Origin of the sequence: Rhodococcus sp. 11-3 (assembly GCF_023704055.1) — a bacterium.
GTDB lineage: Bacteria > Actinomycetota > Actinomycetes > Mycobacteriales > Mycobacteriaceae > Rhodococcus > Rhodococcus aetherivorans.
Genome location: NZ_CP080406.1, coordinates 4,485,591 through 4,505,070 on the forward strand (window position 1 = coordinate 4,485,591; position 19,480 = coordinate 4,505,070).

General features: G+C 71.7%; 24 protein-coding genes. 8 read left to right on the top strand and 16 right to left on the bottom strand.

Going from position 1 to position 19,480, the window contains the following annotated elements:
- The first annotated feature begins 196 nt into the window (after positions 1–196).
- Both KZJ41_RS20760 and purU read left to right on the top strand, forming a co-directional pair.
- Positions 197–1,057, top strand: a complete 861-nt coding sequence (locus KZJ41_RS20760) for a class I SAM-dependent methyltransferase (protein ID WP_006946511.1) — start codon at positions 197–199, stop codon at positions 1,055–1,057.
- 43 nt (positions 1,058–1,100) lie between these two features.
- Positions 1,101–1,988 (top strand): formyltetrahydrofolate deformylase, encoded by an 888-nt coding sequence (gene purU / locus KZJ41_RS20765; protein WP_006946510.1) that lies wholly within the window; start codon positions 1,101–1,103, stop codon positions 1,986–1,988.
- Between the two features lie 23 nt (positions 1,989–2,011).
- Here the strand turns inward: purU and KZJ41_RS20770 are convergent, their stop codons facing one another.
- The 7 genes from KZJ41_RS20770 to KZJ41_RS20800 all read right to left on the bottom strand — a co-directional run bounded on the left by KZJ41_RS20770 (position 2,012) and on the right by KZJ41_RS20800 (position 8,775).
- Positions 2,012–3,556, bottom strand: coding sequence for a molybdopterin-dependent oxidoreductase (locus tag KZJ41_RS20770; protein ID WP_044476521.1), 1,545 nt, complete (start codon positions 3,554–3,556; stop codon positions 2,012–2,014).
- 61 nt (positions 3,557–3,617) lie between these two features.
- Positions 3,618–4,655 carry an alpha/beta fold hydrolase gene (locus tag KZJ41_RS20775; RefSeq protein WP_006946508.1) on the bottom strand — a complete coding sequence of 346 codons (1,038 nt, stop codon included), beginning with the start codon at positions 4,653–4,655 and terminating at the stop codon, positions 3,618–3,620.
- Positions 4,656–4,725: 70 nt separating this feature from the next.
- Positions 4,726–5,628: a diiron oxygenase gene (locus KZJ41_RS20780; RefSeq protein WP_006946507.1), complete on the bottom strand. Its 903-nt coding sequence runs from the start codon at positions 5,626–5,628 to the stop codon at positions 4,726–4,728.
- 82 nt (positions 5,629–5,710) lie between these two features.
- Positions 5,711–6,004, bottom strand: coding sequence for a DUF2516 family protein (locus KZJ41_RS20785; protein ID WP_006946506.1), 294 nt, complete (start codon positions 6,002–6,004; stop codon positions 5,711–5,713).
- Between the two features lie 76 nt (positions 6,005–6,080).
- A complete protein-coding gene (locus KZJ41_RS20790) occupies positions 6,081–6,911 on the bottom strand; it encodes a hypothetical protein (protein ID WP_006946505.1) in 831 nt (276 codons plus the stop codon).
- A 1-nt stretch (position 6,912) separates the two neighbouring features.
- Entirely contained in the window at positions 6,913–7,461 is a 549-nt protein-coding gene (locus KZJ41_RS20795; RefSeq protein WP_006946504.1) for a helix-turn-helix transcriptional regulator, read from the bottom strand.
- 60 nt (positions 7,462–7,521) lie between these two features.
- Positions 7,522–8,775, bottom strand: coding sequence for a DUF445 domain-containing protein (locus tag KZJ41_RS20800; RefSeq protein WP_373566444.1), 1,254 nt, complete (start codon positions 8,773–8,775; stop codon positions 7,522–7,524).
- A gap of 157 nt (positions 8,776–8,932) precedes the next feature.
- On the opposite strand from KZJ41_RS20800, the gene KZJ41_RS20805 reads away from it, so the two are divergent.
- The 3 genes from KZJ41_RS20805 to KZJ41_RS20815 are packed head-to-tail and all read left to right on the top strand — an operon-like array spanning position 8,933 to position 10,954.
- Positions 8,933–9,673 carry a TetR/AcrR family transcriptional regulator gene (locus KZJ41_RS20805; protein ID WP_006946502.1) on the top strand — a complete coding sequence of 247 codons (741 nt, stop codon included), beginning with the start codon at positions 8,933–8,935 and terminating at the stop codon, positions 9,671–9,673.
- A 41-nt stretch (positions 9,674–9,714) separates the two neighbouring features.
- Complete coding sequence (locus KZJ41_RS20810; RefSeq protein ID WP_029545207.1) at positions 9,715–10,062, top strand: DUF4873 domain-containing protein; 348 nt, start codon at positions 9,715–9,717, stop codon at positions 10,060–10,062.
- 31 nt (positions 10,063–10,093) lie between these two features.
- Complete coding sequence (locus KZJ41_RS20815; protein WP_006946498.1) at positions 10,094–10,954, top strand: PPK2 family polyphosphate kinase; 861 nt, start codon at positions 10,094–10,096, stop codon at positions 10,952–10,954.
- A 21-nt stretch (positions 10,955–10,975) separates the two neighbouring features.
- On the opposite strand, the gene KZJ41_RS20820 is transcribed toward KZJ41_RS20815, so the two are convergent.
- Positions 10,976–11,197 carry a hypothetical protein gene (locus KZJ41_RS20820; protein ID WP_006946496.1) on the bottom strand — a complete coding sequence of 74 codons (222 nt, stop codon included), beginning with the start codon at positions 11,195–11,197 and terminating at the stop codon, positions 10,976–10,978.
- Between the two features lie 133 nt (positions 11,198–11,330).
- Here KZJ41_RS20820 and KZJ41_RS20825 point away from each other — a divergent pair, with 133 nt between their 5' ends.
- On the top strand, positions 11,331–11,822 hold the full coding sequence (locus tag KZJ41_RS20825) for a DUF6328 family protein (RefSeq protein ID WP_029545210.1): 492 nt from the start codon (positions 11,331–11,333) through the stop codon (positions 11,820–11,822).
- Between the two features lie 6 nt (positions 11,823–11,828).
- On the opposite strand, the gene KZJ41_RS20830 is transcribed toward KZJ41_RS20825, so the two are convergent.
- A complete protein-coding gene (locus tag KZJ41_RS20830) occupies positions 11,829–12,725 on the bottom strand; it encodes an SDR family oxidoreductase (RefSeq protein WP_072635788.1) in 897 nt (298 codons plus the stop codon).
- Between the two features lie 85 nt (positions 12,726–12,810).
- Between KZJ41_RS20830 and KZJ41_RS20835 the strand changes: the two genes are divergently transcribed.
- Positions 12,811–13,824, top strand: coding sequence for an iron-containing redox enzyme family protein (locus KZJ41_RS20835; RefSeq protein ID WP_251549507.1), 1,014 nt, complete (start codon positions 12,811–12,813; stop codon positions 13,822–13,824).
- Between the two features lie 60 nt (positions 13,825–13,884).
- Here the strand turns inward: KZJ41_RS20835 and KZJ41_RS20840 are convergent, their stop codons facing one another.
- On the bottom strand, positions 13,885–14,301 hold the full coding sequence (locus KZJ41_RS20840; protein WP_029545216.1) for a DUF5709 domain-containing protein: 417 nt from the start codon (positions 14,299–14,301) through the stop codon (positions 13,885–13,887).
- A 166-nt stretch (positions 14,302–14,467) separates the two neighbouring features.
- Here KZJ41_RS20840 and KZJ41_RS20845 point away from each other — a divergent pair, with 166 nt between their 5' ends.
- Positions 14,468–14,623, top strand: coding sequence for a DUF6131 family protein (locus KZJ41_RS20845; RefSeq protein WP_003937495.1), 156 nt, complete (start codon positions 14,468–14,470; stop codon positions 14,621–14,623).
- Between the two features lie 130 nt (positions 14,624–14,753).
- Here KZJ41_RS20845 and KZJ41_RS20850 read toward each other — a convergent pair whose 3' ends face one another.
- From KZJ41_RS20850 to KZJ41_RS20875, 6 genes are all read right to left on the bottom strand, one after another.
- The gene (locus KZJ41_RS20850; RefSeq protein ID WP_006946490.1) at positions 14,754–14,963 is read right to left on the bottom strand and encodes a CDGSH iron-sulfur domain-containing protein; all 210 of its coding nucleotides are present in this window, start codon (positions 14,961–14,963) and stop codon (positions 14,754–14,756) included.
- 76 nt (positions 14,964–15,039) lie between these two features.
- Positions 15,040–15,681 (bottom strand): HemK2/MTQ2 family protein methyltransferase, encoded by a 642-nt coding sequence (locus tag KZJ41_RS20855; protein WP_072635791.1) that lies wholly within the window; start codon positions 15,679–15,681, stop codon positions 15,040–15,042.
- Positions 15,682–15,783: 102 nt separating this feature from the next.
- Positions 15,784–16,164, bottom strand: a complete 381-nt coding sequence (locus KZJ41_RS20860) for a hypothetical protein (RefSeq protein ID WP_006946487.1) — start codon at positions 16,162–16,164, stop codon at positions 15,784–15,786.
- A gap of 89 nt (positions 16,165–16,253) precedes the next feature.
- Complete coding sequence (locus KZJ41_RS20865) at positions 16,254–17,849, bottom strand: NAD(P)/FAD-dependent oxidoreductase (RefSeq protein WP_029545221.1); 1,596 nt, start codon at positions 17,847–17,849, stop codon at positions 16,254–16,256.
- Entirely contained in the window at positions 17,846–18,304 is a 459-nt protein-coding gene (locus KZJ41_RS20870) for an SRPBCC family protein (protein WP_006946482.1), read from the bottom strand. Before KZJ41_RS20870 ends, KZJ41_RS20865 begins: the two co-directional genes overlap by 4 nt.
- A 35-nt stretch (positions 18,305–18,339) precedes the next feature.
- Positions 18,340–19,419 (bottom strand): NAD-dependent epimerase/dehydratase family protein, encoded by a 1,080-nt coding sequence (locus KZJ41_RS20875; protein ID WP_168579925.1) that lies wholly within the window; start codon positions 19,417–19,419, stop codon positions 18,340–18,342.
- Positions 19,420–19,480: the final 61 nt, after the last annotated feature.

Genomic DNA, 19,480 nt, shown 5'->3' on the forward strand with positions numbered 1-19,480 from the left:
GGGCGGTTCCTGAGCCCTCCCCTCGCGGTTCGCCGCGAAATCCACCGCTCGACGCGGGATGTACCCGCTCGACGTCCCGGGTGCTCGCCATTCAGCATTCGGAACTGAAACGTTCGGAACTGCAATAGGGTATCGGCTGCACTCCCGCTGGGCATCCGAGGTTCCGTCCTCGGATTCGAGAACCCGAGGACGAGGCATGACCGACGCAGTGGACGAGACGGCACGGCTCGCGAGCACCTTCGACGACGCGAGCGGCGACTTCGACCGGCTCACCCCGACGGTGTGGGGCCCGGCGGGGCAGGCGCTGGTCTTCCAGCTCGGGCCCGGTCCCGGCGCGACGGTGCTGGACGTGTGCTGCGGCGCCGGCGCCTCGGCGCTGCCCGCCGCCGCGGCGGTGGGACCGACCGGCCGGGTCCACGCGATCGACGTCGCCGACGAACTGCTCGAGCTCGGCCGGCTCGTCGCCGCCGAGCGGGCGCTGCAGAACATCGACTTCGTGTGCGCCGACGCCACCACGTGGGAACCGCCGTCCGCGGTCCCGGAGGCCGGGTACGACGCGCTCGCCATCTCCTACGGCGTGTTCCTGCTGCCCCACATGGACGCCACATTCGACCGCCTGGTCGGCCTGGTCCGGCACGGCGGCCGGATCGGCGTCACCGTGTGGCGGGCCGGGGCGATGGAGGAGATCAGCGCGACGCTGTTCGACGTCGTCGGCCGCCGCAACCCGGCGGTGGCGGGCCGGCCGTCGCTGCGCGACCGGACACCGCTGCACGCGATCGATCTGCCGCGCACCCTCGAGGCGTGGCTCGCGGCCGCCGGCACCCACTCGGTGGAGGTACGCACCCTGTCGAATCTGCTGCCCGCCACCGAGGAACTGTGCTGGACGTTGGTGACCGCGACGGGCCTGCGGGCAGCCCTGGCCGGGCTCGACGCCGACGCGGTCGCCGCGGTGCGCGCCGAGTTCCTGGCGGCCGTCACCGAGCGCGGCATCCACACGATCGACGCGACCACCCTCGTCGGGACCGCCACCGTCCGGCGGCCCCCGGCGACGGTGTGACCGGCCGGAACGACCCGGATGCACACCTGAGACACTGGACGGCATGACCTCCGCTGCCTCGTCCGACGACCGTCGGTATGTACTGTCACTGGGCTGCCCCGACGCCACCGGCATCGTCGCCCGCATCTCGACCTTCCTCGCGGACGTGGGCGGCTCGATCGTCGAAGCCGGCTACCACGCGGACCCCGACAGCGGCTGGTTCTTCACTCGTCAGGCGGTGCGCGCCTCCTCCATCCCGCTCGGCCTCGACGAACTGCGTGAGCGGTTCGCGACCGTCGCGGCGGAGCTGGGCCCGGAGACCGAGTGGACGCTGCAGGACACCGGCGAGACCAAGCGGGTGGTGCTCCTCGTCAGCAAGGAGGGCCACTGCCTGCACGACATCCTCGGCCGGGTGGCCGCCGGCGAGCTGAACGCGGAGATCTGCGCGGTCGTGGGGAACCACCCCGACCTCGAGCGGGTGACCCGCCGGCACGGCATCGACTTCCACTACGTGTCCTTCCCCAAGGACCCGGAACAGCGCGGGCCCGCGTTCGAGCAGGTGCGCAAGCTCGTCGACGTGCACGATCCGCACGCCGTCGTGTTGGCGCGGTTCATGCAGATCCTGCCGCCCGAGCTGTGCGAGCACTGGGCGGGCCGGGCGATCAACATCCACCACAGCTTCCTGCCGTCGTTCATCGGCGCACGCCCCTACCATCAGGCCTTCGCGCGCGGCGTGAAGCTGATCGGCGCGACGTGCCACTACGTGACCCCCGAGCTGGACGCCGGCCCGATCATCGAGCAGGACGTGGTGCGCGTCGGTCACGCCGACACGGTCGGCGACATGGTGCGCCTCGGCCGCGACGTCGAGAAGCTGGTGCTGGCCCGCGGTCTGCGCTGGCACCTCGAGGACCGGGTGCTGGTGCACGGCAGCAAGACCGTCGTCTTCAGCTGACGTCCCGTTCCGGGGCTCGCCCGTCACCCGACCGTGACGGTGCGGCTGTGCCAGCCGGTGGCGCCGTCGGGGACGGGCGGGCGACGCTGCTCGTCCTGCACCCGGCCCTCGCCGTCCGTCGCGCGCACCTCGAGCACGTGCGTACCGGGCGTCGCGTCCCACCGCCACGTCCACTGCCGCCACGTGTCGAGGGAGTACTCCTCGGCGAGCACGGCGTCGTTCCAGGGGCCGCCGTCGACCCGGACCTCGACGCGGTCGATGCCGCGGTGCTGCGCCCACGCGGTACCGGCGACGATCACGGGCCCGGGTTCGAGCCGGCCGAACGCGGCGGGGACGTCGATGCGCGAGGCCGTCCGGACGGGGGCCTTCTCCGCCCAGCCGCGCCGCGTCCAGTAGGCCTCGGCCCGGTCGAAGCGGGTCAGTTCCCAGTCGACGACCCACTTGGTGGCGGAGACGTACCCGTACAGGCCCGGCACCACCTGCCGGGCCGGGTATCCGTGTTCGAACGGCAGCGGCTCGCCGTTCATCGCGACGGCGAGCAGGGCATCGCGGCCGTCGAGGACCGCGTCGACGGGGGTGCCGCAGGTGAAGCCGTCGACGCTGGTGGACAGGAGCATGTCGGCGTCGGGGCGGACCCCGGCGCGCGCGAGCAGGTCGCTCATCCGGTATCCGATCCAGCGGGCGTTGCCGGCCAGGTCGCCGCCCACCTCGTTGGACACGCAGGTGAGCGTGAGGATCCGTTCGACGGGTTCGAACGCGGCCAGATCGTCCCAGGTGAGCGTCACCTCCCGTTCCACCATCCCGTGGATGCGCAGGCGCCAGTCGGCGGTGCGCAACCGCGGCACCCGGAGCGCGGTGTCGATGCGGTAGAACTCCGCCGGTGAGGTGAGGAAAGGGGTGGCCCCGGGGACCGTCACCTCGGTGCCGGCCGGCACGGATGCGGCGGGCCGGGCGGGCCGCGGGATCAGGAACCGGGCGCGGTCCTCGACGGCCCGCGTCAGCCGGTCGGTGAGGTATCGGCCGGTCGCGCCGGCGGCCACGGCCACGGCGGCCGCGGAGCCGACCACCGTGAGGAACCGCCGGCGCGGCCACCCCGACGCCGGGGTCTCCGGCACGCCGTCGCGGACGTCGGATCGGGCGAGCAGCCGGATGGAGTACTGCAGCAGCGCCGCGCCCGCGAGGGCGCCGACGACCGTCGGCAGCGCGGCGACGGCCGTGGCGCCCGGCCGGCTCAGCGCCGCGTACACGCCCACCGCGGCCAGGGCGAGGATCACGAGGCCACCGCGCGGGCGGCCGGGCTGCTCGAGCAGCCCCGCCCCCACGGCGAGTACGGCCAGGATCACCGACATGCCGATGAACAGCGCCGGCTTGTCGGACGTGCCGAAGGTGTCGATCGCGAACTCGCGGGCCCACGCCGGGGCTCGGTCGACCGTGGTGGCGCCGACGGCGTAGAACGGCGACGACGCGGGCCCGATCAGCACGGCCAGCAGTTCTCCGACGCCGAGGACCACTCCGAACGCGATGAGGCCGGCGAGGGCGCGGGCCGCGCGGTGGCGCGCCACTGTCATGGGTCTCCTCCCGGTGGACTACACCGAGGGTTCGGCGCCGCGCCCGCCGCGGATGGGACCCTCAGGCGCCGGCCGGCATGCGATCGCGTTCGGCCAGGTGCAGCAGTTCGTCGTCGAAGGCGTCGATCGCCTCGACCGAGCTCATGTGCCCGATCCCGTCGAGCACCACGAGCCGCTCGAGGTGCCCGCAGGTCTTCAGGGTCTCGGCGAGCTTGCGGGCGTGCACCGGCGGTGTGAGCCGGTCCGCGGTGCCGACGAGCACGGTCGTCGGCACCGTGAGGTGGTCGAGCCCGTCGCGGATGTCGAAGGCGCTCAGCGCGGTGCCCCAGTTGCCGCGGGCCCGCGGCGTGCAGCCGAGCACGATCTTCTCGCAGAAGGCGACCTCGGCGGTGCTCGAACCGGGCGCGAGCGCGACGTACTTCAGGGCCCGGGTGGTGACGGGTGAGGCGACGAGCGGAAGGGCGGCGCCGAGGAGCCGGCGCGCGACGGGCTCCTGCACCCGCCCCAGCCGGGACGGCAGCAGCGCGGCCTCGGCGAGCAGGCTGTCGGTGCCGGTGCTCGCGAGCAGCACCCCGGAGGCCTTCTCCCGCACCTGATCGGGGTGGCGGCCGGCCCACGCGATGATGCTCATGCCGCCCATGCTGTGACCGGCGAGGACTGCCTTGCGGCCGGCCGGCACCGTCGCCTCGAGGACCGCGGCGAGGTCGTCGGCGAGGACGTCGGGGCCGAAGGTCCGGGTACCGAGGTCGCTGCGGCCGTGTCCGCGCTGGTCGTAGGTGATCACCCGGTAGCGGCCGGCGAGGGCGTTGATCTGCGGGATCCAGTAGTCGGCGTTGCAGGTCCATCCGTGGCTGAGCACGATCGGGTCGGCGTCCGGGTCGCCGTAGGCTCGGACGTTGAGATGGGCACCGTCGTCGGTGGTGAGGTCGATGACGTCGGGTTCCACCGTCGGCGGCGCGAGCAGCGCGTGCGGTGGCCGGTCGGCGGCGCGCACCACGGCGCGGCGTCGGCGGGCGCGGTAGGCCACGAGGCCGGCAACGGCAGCGGCGCCGGCCACCCCGGCGATCGCCAGGGTGGTCCTGCGGGACGGCTTCTTCACCTGTGTTGTTCTCCTGGTTGCTGGAACGACGGCCGTCGCGACGTGCGGCGGCCGGGGGACGGTCGCGCGGTCACAGGACGTGGGCGCGGCGGAGCAGCAGGGTGGACGGTCCCCCGATCAGGCCGACGTCGTCGAGGAACTCGATCGTCCGTCGTGCGCCCTCGCGGAGCCGGTCGTGGTAGTGGGTGTTGGTGCGGACCGCGGCGGTGGCCTCGGCGACGTCGAGTCCCGCGGCGGCGTAGACGTCGTCGTGGACCAGGCTCGTGACGACGAAGTACGCGGAGATGCCCAGCTGCAGCCGGACGCGTGCGCGGTCGACGCGGGAGAGGTGGCGCGTGCGGCGGATGATCTCCTCACGCGCGTACCGGATGTGGCGGGACTCCTCGATCACATGGATGCGGCTGACGGTGCGGGTGACGGGCTGGACCCGCTCGTCGCGCATGAAGTCGCGCTGCATCATGTCGAGGATCTCCTCGGCGAACAGGGTGCCGCCGAAGGCGAGCGCTCCGCTCGCGGTGGCCTTGAACAGCCGGCCGCTCTCCCGGATCCAGCGCTTCGGCCGGTAGGACGGGATCCCGAAGTGCTGTGCCGCGCGCGCGAACATCGTCGAGTGCCGGCACTCGTCGGCGATCTCGGTGAGCCCGAACTGGACGTAGGGGGTGGCGGGGTCGCGGCGGTAGAGGTCGCGCACGAGCATCTGCATCAGGATCATCTCGAACCAGATGCCGGTGCCGGCGATGCTGGCGGCCTCGTGCTGGGTCAGTACGATCCGCTGCCGCTCGGTCATCGACTCCCACAGGGCGGTGCCGTAGAGGCTGCTCCACTCGGGGGTCATGCCGTACTTGTCGGCAGGGACGGGGGCGTCCCAGTCGATCTCGAGGGCCGGGTCGTAGGAGGAGCGCGCCGCGGACGCCAGCAGGCGTTCGGCGGTGTCCTGACGGTCGGCGGTGCGGAAGGTCCGGGTGAGCGCCATCGTCGATCACCTCGTCTCGGTTGTTACCCGTTACTCGAAGTGTCACCAACCTGTCGGCGCTTGTCAAGGCTCCCGGGGAGAGCTACCACCGGCGCCGTTGCACCTCGTCCACCCGCGGCCGCACGTCGACGAGGTACACGCACACGGCGATGACCGCGATGATCCCGAGCATCATGAAGGTGCCCCAGAAGACGAAGATCACCAGCAGCGAGGCGGCGAGGATGCCGAGCCACACCGGCTTGGTGAGCTTGTCGACCGCGGGGAACGCCTCGGCCGGCTGCCGCACGGCATGCAGCAGCGCGAAGCCCGCCCCGGCGAGCGCGACGATCTGCAGAGCGAAGATGATCAGGGCGGCGAGAGAATCGACGTTGGGCACGTCCCCATGGTACGAGCAACGGCCCCCACGCGGAGGTCGCGTGGGGGCCGTCGGCGGTTCTACCGACCGGTCGAGATCAGGCGCCGGTGGTCTTGCGCGGCGCGGCCTTCTTGGCGGGCGCCTTGGCCGGAGTCTTGGCCGGAGCCTTGGCCGCAGCCGGGGCGGGCGCCTTGGCCGGGGTCTTCGGCGCGGCGGCCTTCTCCGCGGCCTCCTCGACCTTGGTGGCGGCCTCGTCGAGCTCGAGCGCGGCGGTCTCGACCCGGTCGGCGGCCTCCTCGGCGGCCTCCTGGGCCTGGCCACCGAGATCGAGCACCCGCATACCGGCCTCCTCACCGGCACCGGAGATGGCCTCGCCGACATCGCCGGCGGTCTCCTCGATCCGGCCGGCGGCGCGACCGGCGAGCTTGGCGGCCTGCTCGCCCACGGCGCGGGTCTGCCGCGCCACGGTGCCGAGAGCATCCTCGGTGAGCTCGACGGCGTCACCGAACGCGGCCTCGGCGCGGCCGATGCTCTCCTCGACGACCGGCTGCTTGCGCAGCCGCTCGATGGTCTCCTCGCCGCGCTCGGCGAGCGCGGTGTAGATGTCGGAGGCCACCTTCAGGTATGCCTCGGCCACCTTGCGCAGCTCCTCGGCAGTGAACTTCTCGCGCAGCTCGGCGAGATCCTCGGGCAGCTCGGCCGGCAGGCCCGCGAGACGCTCGCGCAGGGACTCGACGTTCTCGGTCAGGTCCTCCTGGAAGTCGGCGAGACGGCCCCGGGCGCTGTCGACCCGGTCGGTGACGTCGGTCTGGGTGGTCTCGGCGCGACGGCGGGTCCGGGCCACCACGTCGGCCACGGCCTGGACCACGGCGTCGCCGGCGCCGACGGCGGCATACAGCGGGGTGGCGAAGGTCTTCGGATCGGTCATGTCAGTTCTCCTGTTGGTCGGGGTCGGTCGCGCCCTTCGGGGCGGCGGCCTCGGATGCGGACGTCTCGGATGCGGATGCCTCGGGGGCAGATGTCCCCGGTGCGGATGCCGCCCCGGACGGGCGGGAACCGTTCTCGCGGCAGAACGATTCGTAGATGTCGAGCAGGACCTGCTTCTGCCGTTCGGTGAGGACGGCGTCGGCGAGCAGCGCGTCGCGCACCGCGCTCTGCGGACGTTGCTCCAGGATCCCGGCCCGGACGTAGAGGACCTCCGCGGACATCCGGAGACCCTTGGCAATCTGACCGAGCACCTCGGCCGAGGGCTTGCGCAGCCCTCGCTCGATCTGGCTCAGGTAGGGATTGCTGACGCCGGCGAGCTGGGACAGCTGACGCAGGGACACCTGCGCCGCCTCGCGTTGCGAGCGGATGAAACTGCCGATGTCCTGGGCGGCAGTGCTGACTACCCGGGTAGCGATCTCGGTGGCGCCGGACGCGTCGTCCTTGTCACCGTCCCCCCCGTCGGCGGGTTCACCCGATTCCTTCGTGGACACAACCTCAGCGTACGCGCAAGTGCTAGCTGTAGCAAGCACTCTGCTAGCAGGTGTGGCACGTCACGCGAACAGCAGGTTCGACAGGGTGTAGATGGCCAGGCCGGCGAGCGATCCGACCACCGTGCCGTTGATGCGGATGAACTGCAGATCGCGTCCCACCTGCAGCTCGATCTTGCGGCTCGCCTCCTCGGCGTCCCAGCGCTCGACCGTCTCCCGGATCACCGCGGTGATCTCGTCGGCGTAGTTGGCGGCGATGTACCGGGCCCCATCCAGCAGCCAGCGGTCGAACTTGCCGCGTAGCTCGTGGTCCTCCATCAGCCGCACGCCGAAGTGGATGACGTTCTCGGTGACCTTCGTCCGCAGCGTGCTGTGCGGATCGTCGACCGACTCGAGGATCATCCGCTTGGCCGCCCGCCACGTCGCGGAAGCCAGCTGCGTGACCTCCTCGCGGCCCATGATCTCCGCCTTGACCTTCTCCGCCTTGGCGATGGTGACCGGGTCGTGCTGCAGGTCCCGCGCATAGTCGGCGAGGAACCGGTTCGCGGCCACGCGCACCTCGTGGTCGGGGTTGGAGCGCACCTTCCAGGTGAACTCGACGAGCTCGCGATGGATCCGCTCCCCGAGCAGCAGGTCCACGAACTTCGGCGACCACGACGGCGAGTCGCGGCTGATGATGCGGTCGATCGTCTCCTGGCTGCCGAGGGCCCATTGATGGGCCCGCTCGGCCAGCATGTCGATCAGCGGCATCTGCCGGTTCTCGGCGAGGAGCTCGGACAGCACCCGGCCGATGGGCGGCCCCCACTCCGGCTCGGCGATGCGCTTGACGATGGTGTTGTCGATGATCTGCTGGATGTCCTCCTCGCGCAGGACCGTCACGAGGCCCCGCAGCACCGTCGACGTCTCCTGCGCGATCCGCTCGGCGTGGTCGGGCTCGGCCATCCAGGTGCCCAGCCGCAGCGGGATCCGGGCGTTCTCGACCTTCTCCGACACCACCTCGGGGGCGAGGAAGTTGGCGCCGACGAACGAACTCAGGCTCGCCCCGAGCTGATCCTTCTTCCGCTTGATGATGGCCGTGTGCGGAATGGGGATCCCGAGCGGATGCCGGAACAGCGCGGTGACGGCGAACCAGTCCGCGAGCGCGCCGACCATCCCGGCCTCGGCGGCCGCCCGCACGTACCCCACCCATTCGCCGGCACCGCGCGACTCCTGCCAGCGGCAGAACAGGTAGACCGCGGTCGCCGCGAGCAGAAAGCCGGTGGCGACCGCCTTCATCCGCCGCAGATCCCTGCGCTTGGCGTCATCGTCGATGCTCATCAGCTGCACCTCCACCATTGTGCCGAACCCGCCACCCGCAGGGGCGGGACGCAGGTTCGGCACACCGTCCCCCCTGGGAACGGGACATCCGCACGGGGTGCGGCACACCCCCTTATAAACTGGGCGGACGATCGACAGCGAACGGATGTGCCACCCAGTGCCGAACCACCGAGTTCCCCAGCCCCTGCCCCCGACCGACACGCCGGTCCCGACAGCCGCCGCGCCGACCAAGCAGGACGGGCGCAAGCGCCGCTGGCACGAGCACAAGATCGCCCGGCGCGAGGAACTGGTCGACGGCACGATCAAGGCGATCCGGTCCCGCGGGCGCGACGTCGGGATGGACGAGATCGCCGCCGAGATCGGCGTGTCCAAGACGGTTCTCTACCGGTACTTCACCGACAAGAACGACCTGACCACGGCGACGATGCTCCGGTACGTGGAGACGATCCTCGCTCCGCGCATCTACGCGGCGGTGGCGGAGGATCTCGACGAGTACGACCTGACCCGGGTCGCGATCGCCACGTACGTCGAGACCGTCGCCTCGGATCCCGAGGTGTACCTGTACGTGATGACCAACAGCGCCGCGGCCGGGCGCGATGTCGTGGCGAACTCGGAGCGGATGATCGCCGAACTCGTCGCGACGGTGATCGGCGAGCGGCTCCGGAATCTGGAGATGGACTCGGGCGGTTCCGTGCCGTGGGCGTACGCGATCGTGGGCGCGATCCAGCTCGCCACCCACTGGTGGATCTCCAACAAGTCGATGTCGGCGGAGGACCTGACCGACTACCTCACCATGATGACCTGGGGCGGGATCTCCGGGATCGCCGCCGTCGGCGGCTCGCCGGCCCGGTTCAAGAGCCGGCCGCACCCGCTGCTCCCGGAGGCCGGCACGCCGTGACCAGATTTATGTAACTGGCGTTTACATGTAAAGTCGCGGGCATGTCCGACCCACACGACGACGAACCCGACGGCTACCGCGGCCCCGCCGAGGTCACCGTCGGCGAGCAGCACGCCACCACGGAGGTGCAGCTGGCCGGAGCGTTCGACCCCATCAGCGGCCGCTACCGCTGGCGCGGCCGGATCCGCGGCCTCGCGGCAGCCCTGCCGCCGGGCACCGACCTCTCCCCCGGCACCGACCTCCACCTGACCGTGCCCGGGCCCGGCGGCCCCGCGCCGGCGACCGTCCGGATCAGCGAGACGGACCTGTGGGGCAGCCACATGGTCGACGGCGTCTCGGCCCCGCCCTATCCCACCCGCCCCGACGACACCGAGCTCGAACCCGGCTGATCCGGTCGCCGGATGTGGCACCCTCGGCATCATGACCGTCAAGAGCACCGACCCGTGGCAGACGCCGGCCGTCGAGGTGCTGCGCGCCCACGCCGGGACCAGGGTCGCCGAGATCGACACCAACGGCACCCCGGGCTTCTCCGGCGACAAGGCCACCGGCGAACTGCTCATCGAGGAACGCGGCGCGGTGCTCTCGCGGCTACAGGAGATGCTCTTCGCCAACGGGCGCTCGGGCGACCGCCGGTCGATCCTGCTGATCCTGCAGGGCATGGACACGGCCGGCAAGGGCGGCATGGTCCGCAACGTGATCGGCCACGTGGATCCGCAGGGCGTCGACCACACCTCGTTCGGCGTGCCCACCCCCGACGAGAGGCGCCACCACTACCTGTGGCGCATCAACAAGGCACTGCCGCGGGCCGGGCAGCTCGGCGTGTTCGACCGCTCACACTACGAAGACGTCCTCATCGTACGGGTCCACAACCTCGTACCGGAGAGCGTGTGGAGCGCCCGGTACGACGAGATCAACCAGTTCGAGCGTGAGCTCGTCGACAACGGGACCACGCTGATCAAGGTCGCGATGTTCGTCTCGCTCGAGGAGCAGAAGCGGCGCCTGGCAGAACGGCTCGAGCGGCGGGACAAGCACTGGAAGTACAACCCGGGCGACGTCTCCGAACGCAAGCTGTGGCCGGCCTACCAGGAGGCGTACCAGGCGATGCTCGACAGAACGTCGACGGATCACGCCCCCTGGTACGTCGTGCCCTGCGACCGCAAGTGGTACAGCCGCATCGCCGTCATGGAACTGCTCATCGACGCGTTCGAAGGCCTCGACCTGGACTGGCCGCTCGCCGGGTTCGACGTGGAACTCGAGAAGCGGCGCCTGGCCGAGGCGTGAGGCGGCGGCGGGACCGGACCGTCAGAACAGGTGCGGCGTCTCGCGATGCAGACGGTGGTCGTGATGGACGGTCGTGCCGATCATCGCGATCGCCGACGCGACCGCGACGACGCATACTATGCCGGCGACAAGCGCCCACCCGCCGTTGCCGGAACCCGCGGCGTAGAGGAAGGCCGCAAGACTCACGATCGAGAGCAACGCGAGCATGTACCCGGTCCATGCGACGAACAGATTGAGCTTCATGACCGCTCTCCTTCCTCAGAGCGCCGTTGTCCCTGGTGGAGCCGACAGTACCCCCACAGTGACACAGGTCACAAGTGGGCTGCCGTCGTCGCCGCGGAGGTTTGACGGGCGCCGTACGGGGCATGTCACAACCGTGCAGCCCGCAGCGGTGCCGAACGAGGAGTGGAACAGGCAGGTCCGGCACGAGACCCCCGTGCAGCGGCTGGACCGGAACTGGTCGAGCCTGCTGCAGGAGCTGCGCGTAGTGCAGACCGGCGTCCAGCTCCTCACAGGCTTCCTGCTCACCCTGCCGTTCCAGAGCCGGTTCGACGCACTCACCGACTTCCAGCGCGGCGTCTACCTCGTCACCGTGCTCGCGTCGATCGCGGCCACCATCCTCCTCGTCGCTCCCGTGGGCATGCACCGCCTGCTCTTCCGGCAGCGCCGGCTCCCCGAGCTGGTGAACACCGCGCACCGCTTCGCCATGGCGGGCCTGCTCCTGCTGGGCGTCGCGATGACCGGCGTCGTCGTGCTCGTCGTCGGACTGGTGGTCAATACCGCCGCCGGCATCGCCGCGGGCGTCGTCACGGTCGTGCTGTTCCTGACCCTGTGGGTCGCCTACCCCTGGCGCTACCGGCGGCGGTGACCGGGCTCAGCCGGGCAGCGTCTCGCCACCGATCGGTGCGAGCACCTCACCGCTGTAGTACGACGACATCGTCTCGGAGGCGAAGAAGACGTACGAGGGCGCGATCTCGTCGGGCTGCGCGGCCCGGCCGAACGGGGCCTGCTGCCCGAACGTCGCGACCTTCTCCGCATCCATGGTGGCGGGGATCAGCGGCGTCCATACCGGCCCCGGCGCCACGCAGTTGATGCGGATTCCCCGATCCTGGAAGGACTGCGCCAGCGAGTACGTCAGCGCGAGCACCGCGCCCTTCGTCGCCGAATAGTCGATCAGCGACTTGTTGCCCCGCAGACCGTTGATGGACGCGGTGTTGATCACCGCGGAGCCGCGGGGCAGGTGAGCGAGCGCCGCCTTCGTCACGTGGAAGTAGCTGTCGATGTTCACCGCGAACGTCCGCCGCCACTGGGCGTCGTCGAGCTCGGTGAGGTCGTCCACCGGCTCCTGGTACGCGACGTTGTTCACCAGCAGATCCAGGCCGCCGAGCGCCGCGGCCGCGTCGGCGACCACCGCGCGACAGTGCTCCGCGGCGGCGAGATCGCCCGGGAGCAGATGGCATGCACGGCCTGCACGCCGCACCAGTTCCGCGGTGTGCTCGGCGTCGTCGTGCTCCTCCAGGTAGGCGATCGCGACGTCGGCTCCCTCCTTCGCGAAGGCCACCGCCACCGCGCGCCCGATGCCGGAGTCGCCGCCGGTGATCAGGGCCTTGCGTCCGGCGAGCAGGTCACGGCCCCGGTAGTCCCGCATCTCGTCGCGGGGCCGCTCGGCCATGTCGGCCGTCGCACCGGGATAGTCGATCGTGTGGGGCGGGCGCTCGACGTCCTCGCCCCCGGGCGCCGTGTTCTCGTTGTCGCTGTTGTCACCGTTCATGCCCGGGCGGATACCCGCGCGAACCCGTCCCACACCCGCGCGCCGCAGGGCGTTTCGCACGAATCGGGTGCGGGTATCCGCGCACATGCCTGCGAATTCGCCGACCGTCGTGATGCAGTCCTCCGCCCTTCCGCGGGCCCGGGGCCCTGTCTCCCGAGAGGTGATCGAGCGGCTCGCGCGTCCGGCCGATACCGCGATCTGGCCGATCGAGGTGGCCGGGATCGACCCCTACGGCGAGGACGCCCAGCTGGCCCTGACGGTGCTGTACGAACTGTCCTACCGCGGGTTCGACGGAGTCGACGCGGGCTGGGAATGGGCGCCGGGCCCGCTGACCGTCCGGGCCGGCCTCGAGGGGTTGTTCCTGGACCGGCTGCACGCCGACGTGCCCTCGGGCAACGATCCCCAGCGGGTGCTCGACGACCTGTGCCGCGAACCCGAGGACGCGTGGGGCGTGTCCCACCACATCTGCGAACGCGGCACCTGGGAGCAGGTGAGCGAGTTCTTCGTGCACCGGTCCGTCTACCACCTCAAGGAGGCCGACCCGCACTCGTTCGCCATCCCCCGGCTCACGGGCCGGGCGAAAGCGGCGCTCGTCGCGGTGGAGTTCGACGAGTTCGGCGGCGGCCGGGCCGACCGCATGCACTCGACCCTCTACTTCGACCTGCTCGCCGCGGCCGGACTCGACCCGGGATACCTGGCGTATCTGGACCGGGTGCCGGCGGAGACGCTCGCGACGGTGAACTTCATGTCCCTGTGCGGGCTGCACCGCGCACACACCCCGAAGCTCGTGGGGTTGTTCGCCTCCGCGGAGATCACCTCCTCCCCGATGGCGCGCCGCATGGCACGCGGCCTCGAACGCCTCGGCGCGCCGAGCGCCTGCATCCACTTCTACACCGAGCACATCGAGGCGGACGCGGTGCACGAGCAGGTGCTGCGCTACGACGTGGTGGGCGATCTGGTGGAACGGGATCCGCGCTGCGCGGGCGACATCGCGTTCGGCGCGGAGGCGATGGAATACCTCGAGGGCCGGCTCGCCGCCTACGTGCTCGAGCGGTGGAACGACGACGAGTCGTCCCTGCTCGGCGCCGGAGCCGTCTGAGCGTCCCTCCGGCCGATCGCCGCCCGGCATCCGAGTCCTCGGGTGCCGGGCGGCCGCCGTTCAGTCCTGCCGGTCGGGCTCCTCCTCCTCGATCAGGTGGACGGCCGCTTCCTCGGCGGAGGCCGCGCCCCCGTCGATCCCTACGTCCGTGCCGAACAGCTCGGAATCCACGTCCTCCGCGGTGCCCTCGTCCGGCGCGACGAGGCGTCCCGCGCGCGCCCGGCCCGCCTCGGCGACGGAGCTGCGGAACTCGTTCTCCCCCTCGTCGTCCTCGCGTTCGGGCTCCTCCTCGCGGAGCCGTTCGTCCAAGGTCTCGTGGCGTTCGAGGCCGACGGGCCGTTCCATCGGTGAGAATCCCTCGTCGAGGACGTCGTCGACACCGCGGTCGATCAGGGAATCCTCCGGCTGCAACTGGTCCTCGTCGTCGACGCTGTACTCGCCGGGGACGCTGTCCCCGGGGTTCTCCGAAGTAGGCATGCACCCGACAATGCCACCGGCGCCGTCCGCGCGCCACGGATCGACGCGAAGTGCACATCCTTCCCACCACGAGCGGTTCGCGAGGTTTCGGCACATCCGATGCGGGTATCCCCTGTGCACGGCCCGGATCCGACCGGCAACGGGCACCGACAGCGAGGTGACACTCATGATCATTCTGGGTTTGATTCTGCTCGTGGTGGGTTTCCTCACCAACATCTCTATCCTGTGGACGCTCGGGATCATTCTCCTGGTGGTAGGCGCAATCCTGGCGATCCTCGGAGCGACGGGCCGGGCTGTCGGCGGCCGGAAGTACTGGTATTGACGCATGACGCGTGACGACGCGTAAACGCGTTGCGGGGCGGGCGGTTCCTCTCGGGAACCGCCCGCCCCGCGTTGTCCACCGGCGTCGTGCGCACCCGGCACGACCGGCACCCCGCCGGAACCGGCGGGTCTCAGCGTGGATCGCGCCGGGACCGGCGGTGACTGGTGTCGCACAGCGGGTACCGCTCGCTGCGCCGGCACCGGCAGATCGCGACGACGAACCGGTCCGATTCCACCTCGTCGCCGTCCTCGGTCACGATGCGCACCGGGCCCTCGACCAGGACGGGACCGCCGCGGACCAGGCGGACGACCCTGGGCTCCGCCCCCGCGGGACCCTCCACCCGCAGTCCCGGGCACAGGCCGGGCACAGCGACGCCCCCGGAAGACGTGTCCCGGGGGCTGCCGTCCGTGGCTACTTCACGGGCAGTGTGTTCGATCGGCACGGATCACCACCACTTCCTCGGTGTCGACGCCCGCGGGCAGTTCGTAACGCGCCCGCAGATACCCGGCGCGGCTGCGCATCACGGGCCCGAACGGGATCCGGCGACGCGCCACGACGGAGGCCTTGAGACCGCCGTCGCGCAACCGGACGAGCGTCTCGTCCACCCCGGAGAACTCCGAATGCACGACGAGAGCGAAACCGCCGGGAGACAACAGGTTCGGCAGGCTCCGGCACAGGGGGTCCAGCACCGCCCGCCCGTCGGCACCGGCATCCCAGCGGGCGTCACCGTCCCCGGCTGCGTGCGGTACGTAGGGCGGATTGGACAGCACCACGTCGAACGGTCCGTGCCGGTCGGCTTCGTCCAGTCCGCCGCGCAGGACCCGGATGGGAAGCTGCCGCGACCGCGCGTTTATACGCGCCGCGAGGACCGCCCGGGGAGCGATGTCCAGTGCCGTCACGGACCCGGCACCGGACATGGCCGCCGACACGGCGATGAACCCTGTGCCGGTGCAGAAGTCGAGCACCTTGGCGCCGGGGGGTGCCGCCGCACGATCGAGTGCGCCGGCGAGCAGATGCGAATCCTCCTGCGGGCGGTACACACCGGGCAGTCGCCACACCCTCCTGGGCGCCGGCACGTTACCGGACCCCGGCTGCGACGGCACGACCCCCGTGGGTGGACCGGGCGAGGGACACGTTGGACTCCGGGCGAGACGTCGTTGTCATACGTGGGAGTACCCCTCCAAGCGGCCGCCCGAAACGTGGTGCGGGCGGAAGGCGGTGACGGCGGTGCGCCGCGATGCGGGAGCCGCGGCGCCGTCCGGACGGTTGCGGAACAACGAGGGCCCGGCACGGTCGGGCTCCCGGCGCGCGCCGGCCGGCGCCGCCCCGGTCGGAGCCAGCGAACCGAGCATGAACGACAGTCCCGCCGCCACGGCGAGTCCGGCCCCGATGCCCGTGACGGCGGAAGCGGAGAGCACACCCACGCCGACGGCGGCGATCACGCAGATGCCCGCGGCGATTGCGGCGACTCCGCCTTCCACCTCGCGCAGCGCCCGCGGCACGAGGGAAGGGTTGTACACCTGCCGGATCGGTGTTCCCACTGGCGTTCCCATGACTTCTGATACCCCGTCGGCGAATCGCTCAACCCCGAAACGTGTGAATCTCCGCGTTCGGCAAGGGCACCGGGAATTCAGCTGCGCATCAGCACGTCCGAGATCGCCCCGTTCAGCCGCCGCCGAACCCTGCCGCCCACGCCGTGGTCGCGCAGGGCCGCCCGGGCCGCGTTCCACCCGCACATCCCGTGGACGCCACCGCCGGGATGGGTGGACGAGCCGGCCAGGTACACACCCTCGACCGGCGTGCGGGGACCACCGAAGCCGGGCAACGGCCGGAACACGAGCTGCTGATGGATCTGGGCGGTGCCGCCGTTGACCGCCCCCCCGACGAGGTTCGCGTTGGCGGCCTCGAGGTCGCGCGGGCGTTGCACGCTGCGGTGCACGACCGAGCTCAGCACCCCCGGCGCGTGCGCCTCGAGTTCGGCGTCGACGCGCCGGGCGAGTTCCTCCGCGGAGGCGTCGTCGGCGACACCGCGCGGCAGATGCGTGTACGCCCAGGCGCTTTCCGTTCCCTCCGGCGAGCGGGCGGGATCTGTGGTGGTCATCTGGCCGAAGATGATGAAGGGATGCTCCGGGACGCGGCCGGTCGCGAGGTCGGCCGACCAGTGCACGAGACCGTCGGCGTCGGCGCCGAGGTGGACGGTCCCGGCCGTCGCGAGCGCCGGCGAGCGCCACGGAATCGGCCGGTCGAACGCGTAGTTCACCTTCACCACGGGCGTGTCCCACTCGAAGCGCCGCAGGTCGTCGCGGACCGCGGCGGGCACGGCGTCCGCGGGCAGGAGCGAACCGAACAGTGCCGGCGCGGACACGTCGGCCAGTACCGCGCGCCGTACCCGGAACCGTTCCCCCTGCTCGGTGCGGACCTCGGTCGCCACACCGCCGCCGACCTCGATGCCGGTGACCTTCCGGCCGCACAGGATCCGGGCCCCGCTGCGTTCGCCGCGCCGCGCCAGGGCCGCCGCGAGCTCCCCGGCGCCGCCCTCGGGCACCGGATAGCCGACGTCCTGGGCGAGCATGGTCAGGACGTATCCCATGATTCCGCTGCCCGCCGAGTCCACGGGGGTGTCGGCGTGCATGGCGTTGCCCAGCAGCAGCAGCCGCGCGTGCTCACCGCCGAACAGTTCCTGGGCCATCCGGCGGGCGGGCAGCGCCAGCATCCGCATGAAGCGCAGTGCGTCCGCGGTGCCGAGCCGGCGGATCAGCCCCGCCGGGCCGCGCACCGGTGGGAACGGCTCGAAAAGGGTGCTCAGGAAGGGCTCACGGATGCCCTTCCACTGCTCGGCCAGGCGGATCCAGGTGGTCCCGTCGCCGGGGTGGCGCCGTTCGAGTTCCGCCGCGGTCTCGGTGACGTCCGGGTAGACCACCGCGGCGTCCTCGTCGTCCGGCCCGGCGGCGTGCCCGTACACCCGCGGCGCCCGCCGCAGCCGCAGCCCGTGCGACGCGAGGTCGAGCGCGCGGAACGCCGGGGACGCCGCCGCGAGGGGGTAGAAGGCGCTGAACAGGTCCATACGGAAGCCCGGATGCAGTTCCGCCGTGCGGACGGCGCCGCCGATCTCGTGCTGCTCCTCGAGCACCAGGACGTCCCAGCCGGCGTCGGCGAGCACGGCCGCCGCGGTCAGGCCGTTCTGGCCGGCGCCGACGACGACGGCGTCGACGGTCTCGGTGCTCACTCTCCGACGCCCTTCGGCTCCGTGGCGTGTTCGGCCATGAGCATGAGCCGGCGCAGGCACTCGACGTTGCGCGGCAGCACCAGCCGGGCCTGGATCGCACCGGGTACGAACTGAGCCGGGCCGGCGGCGGCCTTCTCGGCCATCTCGATCCGGCACCCCCCGGGCCGCTCGTGCAGGCGCATGGTGATCTCGGCCTGCCCGGCCGGCCACGCCCGCGCACGCAGCTTCAGCTCCCTGCCGGGGATCGATTCCACCACCTCGGTATGGTCGTTCAGCAGGGCGGGCCACACCCCCACCGAGTGGTGGATGCGGCTGCCCACCGCCGGCCACGCGTCGTCCACGGCCCGGATGCGGGAGGCGCCCACCACCCAGCCCGCGTACGACCAGCCGTCGGCGAGGACATCCCACACCTGTTGCGGCGTCGCCGTGGTGTCGCGCTGCGCTGTTTCGCTCATCCCGATACCCTCTCTCGTCGCTCCGCCGCGAGTGGTCACGGCGGCACGCGGCGCCCGACGGTCCCGCGGCCGAGGAGGACGCTCATCGTCTCGAGCGGCCCGCGACTGCGCAGGACCGGGCTGTCGGTGCCGGCCTCGGCCTGCATACCCGCGATGGCCTCGCGCCACACCTGGGGGCCCGGAACGGTCGGTGCCCAGTCCAGGTCTCGGCGGGCCCGGTCGCAGTCGAGCATCGGGGTGTTGTAGGCCAGGTCGATCCATCCGCCGGCGATCGGTTGCAGGTGGACCTGCCAGGTCGCCTCGACGACGGCCCGCAGCACCTGCCGCGGTACGGGGATCGCACGGGCCCCGAACGCCCCGGCGATGTCGCCCGCACGCAGCGGTTCGGGGGTCGCGAGGTTGAACACGCCCGGCACCCGCCGCTCCAGGGCGGCATCGAGCGCGGCGGCCACGTCGTCGGCGTGCACGGCGGGGATCGCAGTTCCGGGGTCCACGGGCAGCAACGGCAGGTGACGGAGCACGACGTCGGGCACGTATCCCGGCACCGCGTAGCGGCGCAGCGCGCTGCCGCCCGCGTACTGGCCGATGAAGCCCGGCCGGAAACGGGTGACGATCGGCGCCGCGGCCGCGCCCGCGATCCGCTCGTCGAGCAGCCGCTCCGCCGCGACCTTGTCGACGCTGTACGCGCACGATTCGATGCCGGTCGCGGGCCACGACTCGTCGACCGCCCGGCCGTAGGCCCCGGCCGCGTACACCGCGGCGGAGGACATGTGCACCAGGTGTCCGACGCCGGCGGCGAGGGTCGCCCCGATCACGGCGGCGGTGCCGTCCACTCCGGTCCGGCGCAGATAGTCCCGCCGGTGCGAGGGCTGGAAACCCCAGGCCAGGTGCACGACGGCGTCGGCCCCTTCGAGGAGGGGGCGCAGCCCGGTCTCGGCGCCGGGTGCGGCGAGGTCGACGCTGTGCCAGGTCACGCCGTCGTAGGGATCGGTGGGCGGTGGCACGCGCCGGGCGACGGCCACGATCTCCGGCGGCTCCGATCGCCGGGCGAGGCGCCGCAGCAGGGCGGTGCCGACGTTGCCGCTGGCGCCGGTGATCACGATGCGCTGTCTCATGATCGCAGGAGATACCCCGCCGATCTGCGTCGTACACCCGTCTGGCAGGTTTCACCCGGTC